This is a genomic window from Lacticigenium naphthae DSM 19658, assembly GCF_000425865.1.
Classification (GTDB): domain Bacteria; phylum Bacillota; class Bacilli; order Lactobacillales; family Carnobacteriaceae_A; genus Lacticigenium; species Lacticigenium naphthae.
Genome location: NZ_AUEG01000026.1, coordinates 1 through 14,573 on the forward strand (window position 1 = coordinate 1; position 14,573 = coordinate 14,573).

13 protein-coding genes are annotated in these 14,573 nt (G+C 37.7%); 7 read left to right on the plus strand and 6 right to left on the minus strand.

Annotated features, from left to right (window positions below):
- Window positions 1-46: 46 nt before the first annotated feature.
- Entirely contained in the window at window positions 47-1,366 is a 1,320-nt protein-coding gene (locus H626_RS0109350; RefSeq protein WP_027109132.1) for an IS1380 family transposase, read from the minus strand.
- Between the two features lie 198 nt (window positions 1,367-1,564).
- Here H626_RS0109350 and H626_RS0109355 point away from each other — a divergent pair, with 198 nt between their 5' ends.
- From H626_RS0109355 to H626_RS0109365, 3 genes are all read left to right on the plus strand, one after another.
- The gene (locus H626_RS0109355; protein WP_245570095.1) at window positions 1,565-2,326 is read left to right on the plus strand and encodes a carbohydrate ABC transporter permease; all 762 of its coding nucleotides are present in this window, start codon (window positions 1,565-1,567) and stop codon (window positions 2,324-2,326) included.
- 18 nt (window positions 2,327-2,344) lie between these two features.
- A complete protein-coding gene (locus tag H626_RS0109360) occupies window positions 2,345-3,364 on the plus strand; it encodes a LacI family DNA-binding transcriptional regulator (protein WP_027109134.1) in 1,020 nt (339 codons plus the stop codon).
- Between the two features lie 109 nt (window positions 3,365-3,473).
- Window positions 3,474-5,714: a glycoside hydrolase family 31 protein gene (locus H626_RS0109365; protein ID WP_051237933.1), complete on the plus strand. Its 2,241-nt coding sequence runs from the start codon at window positions 3,474-3,476 to the stop codon at window positions 5,712-5,714.
- Between the two features lie 82 nt (window positions 5,715-5,796).
- Here H626_RS0109365 and H626_RS0109370 read toward each other — a convergent pair whose 3' ends face one another.
- The gene (locus tag H626_RS0109370) at window positions 5,797-6,219 is read right to left on the minus strand and encodes an organic hydroperoxide resistance protein (RefSeq protein WP_027109136.1); all 423 of its coding nucleotides are present in this window, start codon (window positions 6,217-6,219) and stop codon (window positions 5,797-5,799) included.
- Between the two features lie 121 nt (window positions 6,220-6,340).
- On the opposite strand from H626_RS0109370, the gene H626_RS0109375 reads away from it, so the two are divergent.
- On the plus strand, window positions 6,341-6,778 hold the full coding sequence (locus tag H626_RS0109375; RefSeq protein ID WP_027109137.1) for a MarR family winged helix-turn-helix transcriptional regulator: 438 nt from the start codon (window positions 6,341-6,343) through the stop codon (window positions 6,776-6,778).
- Window positions 6,779-7,078: 300 nt separating this feature from the next.
- On the opposite strand, the gene H626_RS0109380 is transcribed toward H626_RS0109375, so the two are convergent.
- Window positions 7,079-7,705, minus strand: coding sequence for a YczE/YyaS/YitT family protein (locus H626_RS0109380; RefSeq protein ID WP_027109138.1), 627 nt, complete (start codon window positions 7,703-7,705; stop codon window positions 7,079-7,081).
- Between the two features lie 360 nt (window positions 7,706-8,065).
- Here H626_RS0109380 and H626_RS0109385 point away from each other — a divergent pair, with 360 nt between their 5' ends.
- Window positions 8,066-9,301: an MFS transporter gene (locus H626_RS0109385; RefSeq protein ID WP_027109139.1), complete on the plus strand. Its 1,236-nt coding sequence runs from the start codon at window positions 8,066-8,068 to the stop codon at window positions 9,299-9,301.
- A gap of 576 nt (window positions 9,302-9,877) precedes the next feature.
- Here the strand turns inward: H626_RS0109385 and H626_RS0109390 are convergent.
- The gene (locus H626_RS0109390; protein WP_169449790.1) at window positions 9,878-10,804 is read right to left on the minus strand and encodes a nuclease-related domain-containing protein; all 927 of its coding nucleotides are present in this window, start codon (window positions 10,802-10,804) and stop codon (window positions 9,878-9,880) included.
- A 458-nt stretch (window positions 10,805-11,262) separates the two neighbouring features.
- Window positions 11,263-11,970 carry a MurR/RpiR family transcriptional regulator gene (locus H626_RS0109395; RefSeq protein ID WP_027109141.1) on the minus strand — a complete coding sequence of 236 codons (708 nt, stop codon included), beginning with the start codon at window positions 11,968-11,970 and terminating at the stop codon, window positions 11,263-11,265.
- A gap of 51 nt (window positions 11,971-12,021) precedes the next feature.
- Here H626_RS0109395 and H626_RS0109400 point away from each other — a divergent pair, with 51 nt between their 5' ends.
- Window positions 12,022-12,639, plus strand: a complete 618-nt coding sequence (locus H626_RS0109400; protein WP_027109142.1) for a hypothetical protein — start codon at window positions 12,022-12,024, stop codon at window positions 12,637-12,639.
- Window positions 12,640-12,651: 12 nt separating this feature from the next.
- On the plus strand, window positions 12,652-13,926 hold the full coding sequence (locus tag H626_RS0109405; RefSeq protein WP_035619175.1) for a PTS sugar transporter subunit IIC: 1,275 nt from the start codon (window positions 12,652-12,654) through the stop codon (window positions 13,924-13,926).
- A gap of 130 nt (window positions 13,927-14,056) precedes the next feature.
- On the opposite strand, the gene H626_RS11380 is transcribed toward H626_RS0109405, so the two are convergent.
- On the minus strand, window positions 14,057-14,573 hold a 517-nt coding region (locus tag H626_RS11380; RefSeq protein ID WP_211221952.1), incomplete at its 5' end, for a transposase.

Consider the following 14,573-nt stretch of genomic DNA (forward strand, 5'->3'; position numbering starts at 1 on the left):
ACTGATCCCTTGAAATAATCAGTTAAAACTTTATGCGATAACTCCTCTAAATACATTGTCTGGATCGCCGTAGGCGTTCGAAAACCTTATAAAATTCGGTTTGATACACATGATAACTCGACAGGTTGAGATAGACTTGTCTGCCTGTTTTAACGAGTTTGCCGGCAACTTTGAGCAATGTCAATCGTATAGAATGAATCGTCATCCCCCGATTCACTTGTTCAAATCCAATGGTCTTTAAAAAATTGACGAGGTTGTAAGCCAGGACACTGATCATCATTCTAACGTGATTTTCCAGGAAGAGTGGGCTATCTGTTTTGTCAAAATAAAAGCCTGATTTCGCTTCTTTGATGAAATTCTCCATTGTACCCCGTTTGCCGTAAAGAGAGAATATGACTTCAGGTGAGACATTATCGGATAGATTAGTCACAATGAATGCGTGGTGAAAGAGCAATTCTCCTGCTTCACGAACGGAACGTATACAGACTCGACGGGGTTTCGACCATGATTGTGCTTGATAAGGCATTGAAAAATACTGAACTTCCCGATCTTCCCATTTTTGGTTATCCCCGTAAAGAACGGATTGCTCAGCTAATTGACTTAACCTCCGATTGTTCTTTAATCGGATCACATACTGACTTTCATTTTCTTCACAAGACTCATACACCTCTGGTGTTGCGAAGCCGCTGTCCCCACGAACCAATATGTCAGTATTCGGTATGGATTCATTGTAGTGGTGTAACAATGGGTCGATAAAGGCTTTCACCCCTTTAGATGTGTACTGATTACCTGAACGCAGTTCAGCTTTTAAGAAATCTCCAGTCAGTCCGTCAAAGGCAACTAATGGGTGGTAGCCGTAGGTTTGATAATGTGCATTATAATCTGTTTGTTCTTGATGGCCAAAGGTATCTGAATGAGTAGAATCGAGATCAATGATTAACTCGGTGTCATTGCGAATCAAACGCGCTTTATCAATGAGCGACTGATTTAATGATTGTAATTGACCCACATTTTCCGTGGTGAAACGATCCAGAAACCGTGAAATTGACGATTGTGAGGCTAATTGTTTTCTGCCTAACACCATTTGAAAGACTGGATCCTGTCGTAACAGATTAGCTGACGAGTCTGCCGAATAACCAGCAATCAGTTGCATAATGAGCTGTTCTAATATCGCTAAATTATCATGCGTGTAGTAAGCACGGTTATCTTTAATGTCCAGAAGTGATTTTGCCAAATCAGAAAACTTGAAGGTATCCATTACTTCTTTAACTAAGACTAAACCCGAATCACTCGATAAACGACCACCTGTATGCGAAATGATGATGTTTGAATTGAATTTTACCTGGTTTTTGTGTAAGCTAATCATGAAGAGAACTCCTTTCTTATGGTTGGTTTAGACACCTTTACCATATCAGAATGGGGTTCTTTTTTCATCACTTAACAGGTGAAAATGAAAAAGTAAATTTAAGCTGCCATTAGGCAGTTGGCACATGTTTCAACGAAAAGTATGAATTGTTCAGGAAAAATAATAATCTTTAATATTATTTTGTTTCTATGTGCTCTTGTGACTGTAATCCCATTTATATGGATGTTGATTTCTTCTTTTGCTACCAATAGTGAAATCGTGAAGATTGGAGGATCCTTCTTTCCTACACCGACTACATTTGAGAATTATATCGTTATTCAAGAAAAATTCAATTTCATGAGAATGTTTGGGAATAGTCTATTTGTTGCATTGACGTTGACCGTAATCGTAATTTACACTTCAGCCCTAATTGGATTCTTATTTGCAAAATTTTCATTTAAAGGGAAAAATCTTTTGTTTGGGCTAGTACTATCTACTATGATGTTGCCCTGGGCAGTCACTATCATACCTAAATATGAAATGATGGTAAATTTTGGTTGGCTTGACTCATATAAGTCTTTGATTATTCCTTCTATGGTGAGTGCATTTGGTATTTTTTTATTCAAACAGTCTATTTCGCAAATCCCTAATGAGTTAATTGAGGCCGCAAGAATGGATGGAGCTACTGATACCTATATTTTTCATAAAATAGTATTACCTATGTCACGTAATACTATAGCTAGTTTAGCTATTTTCCAATTCCTTTGGAGTTGGGAAGATTTCCTCTGGCCGTTCTTAATGATCAATAGTGATGAAAAACAATTGATTTCAGTTGGATTGCGATTGTTTAATGGCCAATATGGTACAGATTATGGTGGTCTCTTTGCCGCTACCTCAATTTCAATCATTCCTGTTATAATAGTATATATGATTTTCCAAAAGCAATTTATTTCAGGAGTTGCTAGTGGGTCTATCAAATAAAAATACAAGGTGAGAAAAATGACAGTGACTATTAAGCAAATTGCCGAAGAAGTCGGAGTAAGCATCGCAACGGTTTCCAATGTAATCAACAATAAAACAAATAAAGTTTCTGCGGATAAAATCAAAGTCATTAATGACGTTATTAAAAAATATAACTATGTTCCCAATATGAATGCAAGAGGATTGGTTCAATCTTCTTCTCGATTAGTTGGAGTCTTATATTATTCTGATAATAATAACTTTCACTTTTCTGATCCCTTTGTAGCTGAATTTTTAGAAGGTGTTAGTCGAGTAGCAAAAGAATTAAGTTTCTTTACGTTAATTCATAATGTTACATCCGTGAATGATGTAGAAACTTTACAGTCAAATTGGAACTTTGACTGCTTTATAGCTGTTGGTATGTCAGAAAGTTTTTATAAAAAGATAAAAAACAAGGTGATAAAGCCAATCGTTTTCATTGATACGTATGTTTCAGAAATAAACAGAAAAAATAAGATAGAACATGTTTTTATAAATAGTGAGGATTTTAAAGTTGGCTATGATGCCGCTAAATATTGTATAGATAAAGGGCATAAGTCAATTGCTTTTCTGTCATATTCATTTGATTTTGAAGGTAATGGCGTTATCCAACAAAGATTAAAAGGGTTTAAAAAAGCAATGGTTGAAAGTGGAATAGAAGTTAAATACGATGATTTATTTACAGATGATCAGTTTGAAGAATTATCTGTAAATTTAAGTCAATATACGTGCATTGTTTCGACTGCTGATTATCTGGCTATTGAAGCGATAAGTTATTTAAAAAAGAAAAAGTTATTTGATTCTGAAAAACTTTCTATAATAGGAATAGATGATATAACATTTGCAAAATTTCATGAACCGGCATTGACCACAATTCGATTAAATCAAGTTCATAAAGGAATCGTTGCAGGTGAAACAGTTAGTAAAATACTAAGCAAAACTGCTGATTGTCAAATCGAAAAACAAATTTATCTACCTGGCGAGTTGATTCAGAGAGATTCAGTGAAACATAAAAAATAAAACAGAAGAATAAGAGGTGTGGTTTCATTTGACTAATATACACGATCACAAAATTGAAAGAAACATTATACAAGGAGATAATTACCGATTCACAATTTTAACCAATGAAATGATACGAATGGAGTACTCCTCTAAAGGTGAATTTGTAGATCAAAAAACTCAAATTGTAGTTAATCGAGAATTTGAACAACCAGAATTTAATACTATAGAATCTGATGAGTATGTGGAAATAATTACTAGTCATGTGCATCTTTATTATCGTAAAGGAAAGTTTAGTCCAAGTACACTATTTATAGATGTAAAAAACAATTATACACCTTACGGGAATAGATGGATTTTTGGCCAAAAAATCAATACACTCAAAGGTACCGCGAGGACACTAGATGAGATAGATGGTTCAGTATCATTAGAAGAAGGTATCGTATCAAAAGATGGGTACGCCTTATTAGATGATTCAAAATCTTTCATTTTTTTAGATGAATCAGATAAAATCATCCCACGTAATGGATCAGAAATCGATCAATATTTTTTTGCTTATGGAAGAGAATATAAGAAAGCTTTAAAAGACTTCTATCATTTAACAGGAGAAACACCCCTTCTCCCAAGGTATGCACTAGGGAATTGGTGGAGTAGGTTTTGGAATTACTCAGAAGTTCAATATTTAGAGTTAATGAATAAATTTGATAAAAATGAAATTCCACTATCAATTAGTGTAATCGATATGGATTGGCATTTGACAGAAATTGATTCAAAATATGGGAGTGGTTGGACTGGCTATACTTGGAATCAAGAATTATTTCCTGATCCAAAACGTTTCCTTCAGTTACTACATAACCGAGGATTAAAAATCACTCTGAATGTTCACCCAGCTTCCGGTATAAGAGCGTTTGAATCGATGTATCCTGCAGTTGCGAAAAAATTGAACTTAAATCAAGAATTAGAGGAGCCGGCTAAATTTGATATAGCCAATACAAAATTTAGAGAAACATATTTTGAAGATGTTCATCATCCATTAGAAGAAGATGGGGTCGATTTTTGGTGGATCGATTGGCAACAGGGATCAGTTAGTGAATCTGAAGGATTAGATCCATTGTGGCTCTTGAATTATTACCATTACAACGATATTCAAAAAGAAAAAGGGAATGATATCATACTTTCTAGATATGCTGGTCCGGGTAGTCATAGGTATCCTATTGGTTTCTCAGGAGACACGATCACAACCTGGGAATCCTTAAAATTTCAACCCTATTTTACTGCTACAGCAAGTAACATTGGTTATTCGTGGTGGAGTCATGATATAGGTGGTCACATGCGTGGTTATTTTGATGAAGAACTATCATTAAGATGGGCACAATTTGGGGTGTTTAGTCCAATCAATCGACTTCATAGTTCTAAAAGCGAGTTTTCTAGTAAAGAACCTTGGATATTTAGCGACTCAGTATTTAGAATAATGGCGAAATATTTACGCTTACGCCATACTTTGATTCCCTATCTGTATACTATGAATGTAAAAACCAGCGAAGAGAGTCTTCCTTTGATCTTACCAATGTACTATGAATTTCCAGAAAATGAGGAAGCCTATTTGGTCCCAAATGAATATTATTTTGGAACTGAACTAATAGTTTTACCCATAACTGAAAAAATAGATCCAGATATCCATTTAGCTTCAGAAAAAATATGGTTACCTGAAGGAGAGTGGTTTGATATTTTTTCAGGAAAACGATATAAAGGCGGATCTACACTCAGGATTTTTCGATCGTTAGAAAACATTCCAGTTTTAGCAAAAGCTGGGGCGATAATTCCTATGGATTCAAATGCTATAGGAACTAAAGGGGATAATTTACCAAAAGAATTAACTTGGCAGATTTATCCAGGAGAAAATAACACATTTTCTCTAGTGGAAGATAGCAAGGGGCATAGGGCAATCACGGAAGTAGAGCTAGATTGGCTGAAAAGGGAAATTTGCATAACAATAAAAGATACAAATAATATTATTCCCAAAGAAAGAAAGAATAGATTAACTATTTATGGAGTAGACTATAATAGTAATCATTCCGACAAAGGCTACAATATTAATCACAAAAACAATTCAATAACTATCAGTTTAGATAGAAAGAGTAGCACGAAAATTTCATTGAAAGATGTTGAAATAGTAAAAAATCAGGATGTGAAAGATGAAGTGTTTACTATTTTAAGTGAAGCTAATATCAGTTACGATTTAAAGGATACATTGTGGAGGAAATTCAATGATGAAGAGGATGGATTGAGTTTAATTGCCTTTTTGAATGAATTAGAAAATAAAAAATTAGGTCAGGCATTATTTGAATTCGTTTATATTGAAAATAGCTAAAATATGAACTTGTTTTTAGATTGAGTGATTTTAAAGAAGAGCCCTATTTATTAGGACTCTTTTTTTTTGAAATGTATTCAGTTTATTTCACAATTACTTTTTTCGTTACTTTGACGTTGCCTTCGATGGCACGGCTGTAGGGGCAGGTTTGGTGAGCTTTCTCGATGAGGTCTTCAGCTTCTTCCTGCGTGACGCCTGAAATTTCAGCGATCAACTTGACGCTCAACCCGAATCCTTTCAGTTGTTTCTCGATGCTTACTTCAGCAGTGATTTCACTGGTGATTTTTTTGCGTGCTTTTCCAGCAACGAGTTGCAATGCGCTGTCAAAACAAGCGGCGTATCCGGCTGAAAAGAGTTGTTCCGGATTCGTAGCCGCGACGTCCCCTTTGCCACCTAAACCTTTGGGCATAGCGAGCTCTAAATCCAAAATCCCATCAGAAGATTTCACGATTCCTTTGCGGCCACCTGAAGCAGTACTTGATGCAGTATATAATGCGATTCCCATAATTATTACTCCTCCGTTAATATATTTTCTACAATTCAATTGTACACAATTTAATTTAGTGTTGTCAAGTTCTATATTTTTTAGCAAAGAATTGGTATACTGAAAGGAAGAGGTGATCAAAATGACGATAGAAGGTTTGAAATTAGATAATCAGGTGTGTTTTCCGCTCTATGCGGCCACACGAGAAATAACGAAACGGTACCGTCCTATCCTCAAAGAATTGGGTGTGACGTATCCACAGTACTTAGTATTGATGGTTTTATGGGAATCAGGGCAGTTGTCCGTAAAAGAAATGGGTGCGCGGTTACATTTAGATTCCGGTACATTGACACCCATGTTGAAGCGCATGGAACAACAGAAGCTAGTCGATCGGAGACGCTCTGGGGAAGATGAACGGGTCGTGGTGGTCGAATTGACAGCTAAAGGAAAAGAAGCAGAAACTGTAGCCGAGTGCATTCCGGAGCAGATATTGGCCCAAACAAATTTGACCGAAGCAGAAATGGTCGAATTGCGTCGCTTACTGAATAAGATGCTGGAACCGATGGACGAAACTGAATAGAAAAAGAGGAAAAGTCTGCCCCGGCAGACTTTTTTCATTCCTCCAAAGCGTTAGAGGGATATGGGAAAGCGAATGAGATATGGCGGAGATCGATCCCCGGCACTTTTAAAAAAACAGAGGGCGGAGTGTCAAATCGGATCGTCCTCGCTGGATGACAATGAAGGACTGACGTGGAGACACTCTTTTTCTGCTTCTTTGGGCTAACGCAGCACAAAAAAACCACAGCCTCAATGAGCGTGTGGCTCGAAGGCTGTGGGTTTCATTTAGTACGAAATCAGAGCGGCATGAACCGCTAATGCGTTATTTCTTTGTTGAATAATCTAATTCATCGGTGTTCAATTTTTCCTCAAATAACTCGCGGAAGAATTGAATGATCGGTCCGAGGAAGAAAGCAGTGATGAGGGTGTTGACACCGACAACTGCACCCAGGGAAAATCCGATAATGGTCAAGGACACATCTAACGTGACTTTGGCTGTGCGGTAAGTTAAGGGTGTTTTATCTTGAATGATGATCGGAATCGCATCATAAGGTGCCACGCCTTCTTTGGCTTCGATATACAAAGCGGCGCCGATAGACAAGACTAAAATACCTAGGACAGTGAAAAGCATGCGGACAAGCAAGTTATCGAGTGTACCGAAGTTAGTCGTGTAAAGTGATACGAGTAGATCGGACAGGTTTCCAACAATGAACATGTTAAAAATTGTGCCGATACCGATCAGCGAGCGGTTCGCAAAGAAAATAAAGACGACAGCAATCAAACTGGAGATGACCAGGAAAGTGCCATAGCGAATGTTAAAGAGAAAACTGAAGCCTAAGTTGAACGTCGTAAATGGATCGGTTCCTAAGTTCGCTAAACGGAAGAACGATACGGCAAAACTGATCAAGATGTTTCCATATAAAGAGTATAATACCTTTTTTGTTTTCATTTTATCCCTCATTCTTATAATATCCATATAGATAAATATTTTACGGATAGTTTAACAGAAAGTCAAAGGGATTACAGGAACTGTTAACAGATTTTAATAAACAAATGTTTGAAAAAGCGTGCGATTTCAAAAAAATGCCCAAATAAGTAGTGTATGAGCAAAACAAAGTTTTAAAATCAAGCAGCCACCAAACCAAAAAACCTGGCTTATTTTTTATGTATTCGTCTAAAGAAAACAGTTGCCCTTTACATCTCTTTCAAGAATGCGATATAATCAATACGGTTTAGGAGATACGCTGAGGCGGATCTTCCTATAGAAGAACGGTGAATGATTGACTAGAAATGAAGGAGCCGATTGGGTTTGCCAAATAAAAGTATAAAACACTTTGTTGTCCTGTTTGCTTTGATGGGGCTGGTGATGGGGGCCATCGGACTGCCCTTGATGACCAATGGTGTGTTCATCACACCGATTTCCGAAAGCCTCGGGGAATACCGCGGGGCAGTTTCGATGCACAACACCTTGACGATGCTGATGAAAGCATTCACGGGATTATACGTTACCCGGTTATTGAAAAAGTACCCCTTCAAACTCGTTCTACTTGCAGGTGTGCTGTTGACTGGAGGAGCCAATTTCGCCTTGGGGCTGACGCGCTCCATCTGGATTTTTAATGCGTTAGGGATCATTCGCGGATTGGGTTCCGGGTTGCTTGCCTGGGTACCGATCATGCTCATCATCAATGAATGGTTCGAGAAAAAACATGGCTTAGTCATGAGTGTCGTTTTAAGTTTCAGTAGTGTCACGGGGGCCATTTTTTCGCCTGTCTTTGCGAATTTGATCGAGACATTCGGCTGGGAGATAGCCTACCAGCTCATGGGTGGGTTGATAATCCTATTATCATTGCCCGCTATCCTTATTCCGTTTACACTCGATCCGCGTGACAGTGGATTGTTGCCATATGGAATGGAACCGGAAGAGGATCCGCTGAGAGACATACCGGCTGAAGAGAAAACGACTACGATTCCATTGACCGAAAAGCGCGAAATAAAAGGGTATTTATTCGTCATGATGTTTGCCTTCACCTTGATGCATACTATGTTGGTCGGTATACCCCAACATTTCCCCGGATTCGCACGCTCGTTGTCACTATCCAGTGAATTAGGCGCGACGTTATTGTCGGTCACCATGATCAGCAGTATCGCCTTCAAAATAGGCTTAGGCTACATCAGCGACCGTATCGGATCGGTCAAGGGAACATTTGTCGTCCTCGTATCGCTTATGCTAGCCAGCACCATTTTCTTACTGCTGGACACGTCCCTCTGGCTGTATGGTGCGGCGCTGTTATTCGGTGCGGTTTATGCGGTACCATCAGTGGCAGTCACCTTGTTGACGCGCGAGTTTTTCGGCCGTTACAATTTTATGCGCCTGTATCCGATTTTATCTTTCGCAACCAGTATAGGAGCATCTTTCTCCCTATCGGTAGTCGGATTTGTGTACGACTTCAGTGGGTCATACCTGCCTGCATTCGCTGCAGCGGTCGCGATCACTCTGATCAATATGATCTTACTGTTTGCCATGTACCGTATCTCGTGCAAATAAAAAAAAGAAGTATAAGAAGAGAGAAGAAGAGCCAGGCCTGGAGCCTGGCTCTTCTTTTGGTTTGTAGGAAAGATGGAGAAGAAATGCAGCGAATTTCTTTACCTTATTGGTTTTGCGGTCGATTTGAGAGAAATAAGCAGACGAAGTTGCCTGAATGGACGCCGATCGAGCAATCTCGCGAGTAAAGGTGCATGAAGTCGACCAAAAGAGCAAGATACCGGCAACTTTGAAGTGAAAGCACAGTAGAAGTTGCCCGAATGGACGCTGATCGAGCAATCTCGCGAGTAAAGGTGCATGAAGTCGACCAAAAGAGCAAGATACCGGCAACTTTGAAGTGAAAGCACAGTAGAAGTTGCCCGAATGGACGCTGATCGAGCAATCTCGCGAGTAAAGGTGCGTGAAGTCGACCGAAAGAGCAAGATACCGGAAACTTCGAACCGGTAGAGAAGAGGAAGTTGCTGGATTCAGGAGGATAGTGAAAACTTGAAATGAAGAAAGGAGCAGCTCCTTTCTTCTAAACAAAAAAAGTTCTTCGTCTACTACAGACGAAGAACTTTCCTATATAGATAAAGTCAACTAAGATTTTGCAGTATAAATTGTAGCTTTTCCTTTCTTTTCTTTTTTATAGTTTTGGGCTAGAAATATTTGAAACCGACGCCTTGGTAATGCAAAGCCACACCATTTTTCCAAAAGAGCCGTCGACAAAAGCGTATCGGGGAATAAGGTATGCAACTCACTGGCCGCTTGTGTGAGCAGAAGGGGGACACGATTTTTTTCAGCACAATGCGGACAAAGGATAGATTGTTTATACTTGGTTTTTGTCCGAAATAGTTCGCTGCAATGTGCACAGCGAAAGCCTTTATTTAGCGAATCGAGGGTGTACTCCGGAACAGACTGACGGAAGGGACGGCTGTTGCGATTTTGACAGTCTTTCGCGATCAGTTTATCGGCTAGGGAAGTGAGGCGCAAATCTAACGGGGTCGCGTTTTCTTCGACTTCGCGCAGGTGTTGCTCGACTTCAGAGTGGAATAAAAAATGCGAAGAGAAAGGCGTTTGGAATAACAAAAAACCTGGATCGACAAACACGATCTTGGCGGTGATCGGTATTGGGAAATTCCACATACGAAGTAAAATTTCCAGCTTCGCTTTCGCCTTCTCGACTTGAAGCAGCGGATTATCTACGGCAGTAGTAGGCATTTTGTACCACTGGTTGTCCTCGCAGTAATACTTTCCCGAAAAATTCTTGATTTCATATAAATAAATCTGTTCATTCGTCAAAATGAGCGTGTCGATTTGATAAAAACTATTGTTCAGCTCAAGTCGGAGATCCTCCAAAACGATACAAGCCGAAGAAAGTTTTCCGGCAAACTGGTCAAAAAGCAACTCCCCATCAAAGCCTTTCTGAAGCGAAAGAAGGTACTGTTTTTTATTGTTTGGTAAAACCATACGCTTATTTAAATACTGAAGTAAAACGAGTTGTTCGGGCGGGTTACGCTTTTTCATTCGCATAAGATTGCTCCTTCGCTTGCGGTCTTAACAATAGATACGAAATAAAAGGAGAAAAGATTGTTTTGAAGAGAGAATGAAAGATTAAATGGTAGGTTCGGGATCGATCCAACAAATTGTTGCTCGACTGACTAAAATATAGACCAAATCGTCTAGACACAATCAAAAAAGCACCCAGCGACTAGCTGAGTGCTTCCTTTCTGTCTTGTTATTTCATTTCAACTCCACAGCGATACCAAAGTGATCAGAGACGATCGGTTTATTTTTATCGTTGTACATGACGTATGCGGAGTGTACAGGAATAGCTTCATCAACGAAGATATGATCGATACGCAGACCGGCACCGCTATTTTTCCTTCCATCATTTTTTAAGTGAACATTATTTTAGTTTTGGTGAACATGTTCACTTTGCAGGGAGATAACGTTTTGTATCGAAAAAATATGGTATCTTCAATTTAGGTTGATGAAGAGTCATGGAATAAAGATTCAAATAAAATCATAGTCATACCGTAGAAGTATTTGGGACTATTTTCATTAGAAGATAATCCTTCATATAAATCGACACTCAAATCCAAAGTAGAATTTTTGGAGATCGTTGAAAGGGGGTTGCCAGTAAAAGATATAATATCCAATTTATTCTTTTGTGCTTGAAGTATAATATCTTTTTGGATCGTCGTTTCTCCTGATTCAGAAACTACAATGAGCAAGACTCTATTGTTTTCCATAAGTTCAAGATGAGGATGATTCAATACCGGAAATCCAGAGAGACGTAAATTTTCATAAATATAAGTGCCAATGAGTTCAGAATATCCTGTGGCTAAAATGAGTATGGAGTGATCTTTATAGGAATCAAGCAGTTTATTGAATGTAGATTTTTTAGAAAGAATCAAATTATAAGCTGCATCAAGATCAAGACTTTGCTTAAATTTTTCAGGAACTTCTAGCGTGCAGTCATTTGAAATTTTTATGACAAGATCCCGGTAACTATTTAAATTCAACTTTTTGACCAACTTCATTATAGTGGCAGGAGAAACGTAACAGTCATTTGCAACTTCACGCACCGTTCTACTTTGTATTGCTGCTATATTTTTATTCATGAATAGCAGAATCTCTTTTTCGGCTTCAGTAAAATTATATTTATGATTTAATGTCTCTAATTTCATTTTCTCACAACCTAAATTAAATTATTTTAAAAACTAAGGAGTAATAAAACCATGCCTAATAAAAAAAATATTCAAGATCCGTGGGCTAAAACGACCACTAGAAACAACCTTCCTGGAGATGAAGTGATTTCTTCTTTACAAAAAACTATTCGCCGAGGAATGACAAAGGAAGCCTGCGAGTTTGCTTACGAAATGTATATTACTTCACCCCAATTCGAAGAAAAGTTATGGAGAAGATTACTTGCTATTTCTGTTGAAGATATAGGATTTGGGAACATGGAGGCTTCAATATACATCCAGAATTTGAATGAAATGAGAAAGAACTTTGCATATAATGAAGCTGACCGTGTAATGTTTGTTTTTCATGCGATACGTATTTTGACACAATCAACAAAAGATCGTTCAAGTGACTTATTGAAAAACATAGTGATAAAAAGTTTTGCTATGGGATATGTCCCGAGTATACCTGATTTTGCATTAGATAAACATACAACCCGGGGGAAAGAAATGGGAAGAGATTCATTCCATTTTCTTCATGAAGCAAGCAAAGTTATTCCGCAATTAGATGTAGATAATACGTATAAAGAAGAATATGAAGAAATTTTAAAAAAATATGATAAAGATTCCATTGTAGAAAATGCTTTTGAATTTAATCCATTTCAAATCTAAAGGAGAAAAATAATGAATACTTTTCTGGAAAAATTAGAGAATACTTTGTCACCAATAGGGACAAAATTAGGAAATCAGCGTCATCTAAAAGCTATATCTAGTGGAATGATGTTTGCCTTGCCTTTTATAGTTATTGGATCATTCTTTTTGATTTTAGCACATCCTCCTATCAATATGGAATTATATAATGAACAAACAGCTAATTTTTTCATGAAATTTCTAGCAAGTTGGAGAGGATTCGCAGATGAGTATTACGCGCAAATAACGCTACCTTATAATTTAACTATGGGGTTGTTCAGCTTATATACCGTGTTTGGAATTAGTTATCAACTTTCATCAGAATATAAATTAAATCCTGCTATGAATGGATTTATTAGTTTAGTAACCTTTTTGCTAGTGTCTACGACCATATCGGATGGAGGCCTATCTACAGAATACTTAGGAACAAATGGTGTGTTCACTTCGATCGTTGTCGCTTTACTCAGTGTAGAAATTTCTAAACTGTTTAAAAAACCACAGTTCCAAATCAAATTGCATGAAACTGTTCCAACTGCTATAACAGTATTTCTGAACTCGTTACTACCTTTGTTAGTCAACATGGTGTTGTTTTATGGCACGAGTTTAATTTTATTGGGTGCATTTGGACAGACTTTCCCACAACTAGTGATGAATGTGCTAACACCTGCAACTGGAATTGCAAATAATTTGTGGGGATACATTGCGATAGTAACTTTTGGTAATATTCTTTGGTTATTTGGGATCAACGGACCTTCAATTATCTTTCCTATTATTTTCACCTTGGGAATTGCGAATACTGGACAGAATAGTGAGTTAGTCGCGTTGGGACTAGAGCCAACCAATCCAATGAACTTGCAAATGTTTCGTATAGCAATAATGGGTGGTTCAGGTGGCGCACTGGGCTTACTTGTTTTAATGGTTAAGAGTAAAGCAAAACACTTGCGTACACTTGGGAAATTGTCAATTGTTCCTGTAATCAGTGGTATTAATGAACCGTTGATTTTCGGTGTTCCGCTAGTATTAAATCCGATCTTGGCGATTCCGTTTATCATAACTCCGATTATAAATTTGATTTTAACCTATTATGCTCAAGTTTTAGATTTTATCTCGATGGGGTTCATTGTAGATCCTTCATTTACGCCATTTTTTGCACAAGCTTATTTATCTTCATTAGACTGGCGTAATGTAGTCTTCACCTTTATTCTGATTGCAATGAATACAGTAATTTATTATCCATTTTTCAAAATTTATGAAAAACGCTTTGTTTAAAAGATAGTAATAAATAAAGAGGGAACATTCAGTGTTGAATTGAATGTTCCCTCTTTATTTTGTGGTTCTTTGTCAAATCGTGTTGGTCTATAATTCCCGAGGTAGAAACTTCACTGTTTCTACCTCTTTTTTATGCGACTATACTATCTTTGTGTTTTTCGCTTTCTTTTTCTTCTTCAAATGTTAAGGGTCTGATTTTCTTGTCAATCTTTTCGGTCAACTTGAAACTGATGAAAACACGGGCTCTCAAGTGAGCGAAATTACGATAACCGTAGCCGCTTCGCTTCATTGTCTTTATCTTATTATTCATGCCTTCTAAATGTCCGTTGGACAAAGTGTAAGTGCAGGAATTTTCTATTGCATCTAAGTATTTTTCTATTGTCTGGAAGGTGGTCCTAACGTATCTTTTAAGGGGTCTTTCCTTACTGCGTTCGAGTTGATCAACGAATTCTTCATAGTTACCAGTAAATAGGTGCCATTTTAGATCATTAATCAAATCATATACCCACTGGAATTGGTCATCGATGGATAAAAGGTAATTGACCATCATTTTTTCAGTGACCTGACCATCATAAAGGCGATGGGAAAAGTAGTGCTCAAAATCGACACTCCAGACATTCTTCAGAATGATTTTCCATTGTTTCTTT

Bases quoted from the DNA above. Each gene is read 5' to 3' on its own strand.
- H626_RS0109350 (WP_027109132.1), bottom strand. From the start codon at position 1,366: ATGATTAGCTTACACAAAAACCAGGTAAAATTCAATTCAAACATCATC.
- H626_RS0109360 (WP_027109134.1), top strand. From the start codon at position 2,345: ATGACAGTGACTATTAAGCAAATTGCCGAAGAAGTCGGAGTAAGCATC.
- H626_RS0109365 (WP_051237933.1), top strand. From the start codon at position 3,474: ATGATACGAATGGAGTACTCCTCTAAAGGTGAATTTGTAGATCAAAAA.
- H626_RS0109370 (WP_027109136.1), bottom strand. From the start codon at position 6,219: ATGGGAATCGCATTATATACTGCATCAAGTACTGCTTCAGGTGGCCGC.
- H626_RS0109375 (WP_027109137.1), top strand. From the start codon at position 6,341: ATGACGATAGAAGGTTTGAAATTAGATAATCAGGTGTGTTTTCCGCTC.
- H626_RS0109380 (WP_027109138.1), bottom strand. From the start codon at position 7,705: ATGAAAACAAAAAAGGTATTATACTCTTTATATGGAAACATCTTGATC.
- H626_RS0109390 (WP_169449790.1), bottom strand. From the start codon at position 10,804: ATGAAAAAGCGTAACCCGCCCGAACAACTCGTTTTACTTCAGTATTTA.
- H626_RS0109395 (WP_027109141.1), bottom strand. From the start codon at position 11,970: ATGAAATTAGAGACATTAAATCATAAATATAATTTTACTGAAGCCGAA.
- H626_RS0109400 (WP_027109142.1), top strand. From the start codon at position 12,022: ATGCCTAATAAAAAAAATATTCAAGATCCGTGGGCTAAAACGACCACT.
- H626_RS0109405 (WP_035619175.1), top strand. From the start codon at position 12,652: ATGAATACTTTTCTGGAAAAATTAGAGAATACTTTGTCACCAATAGGG.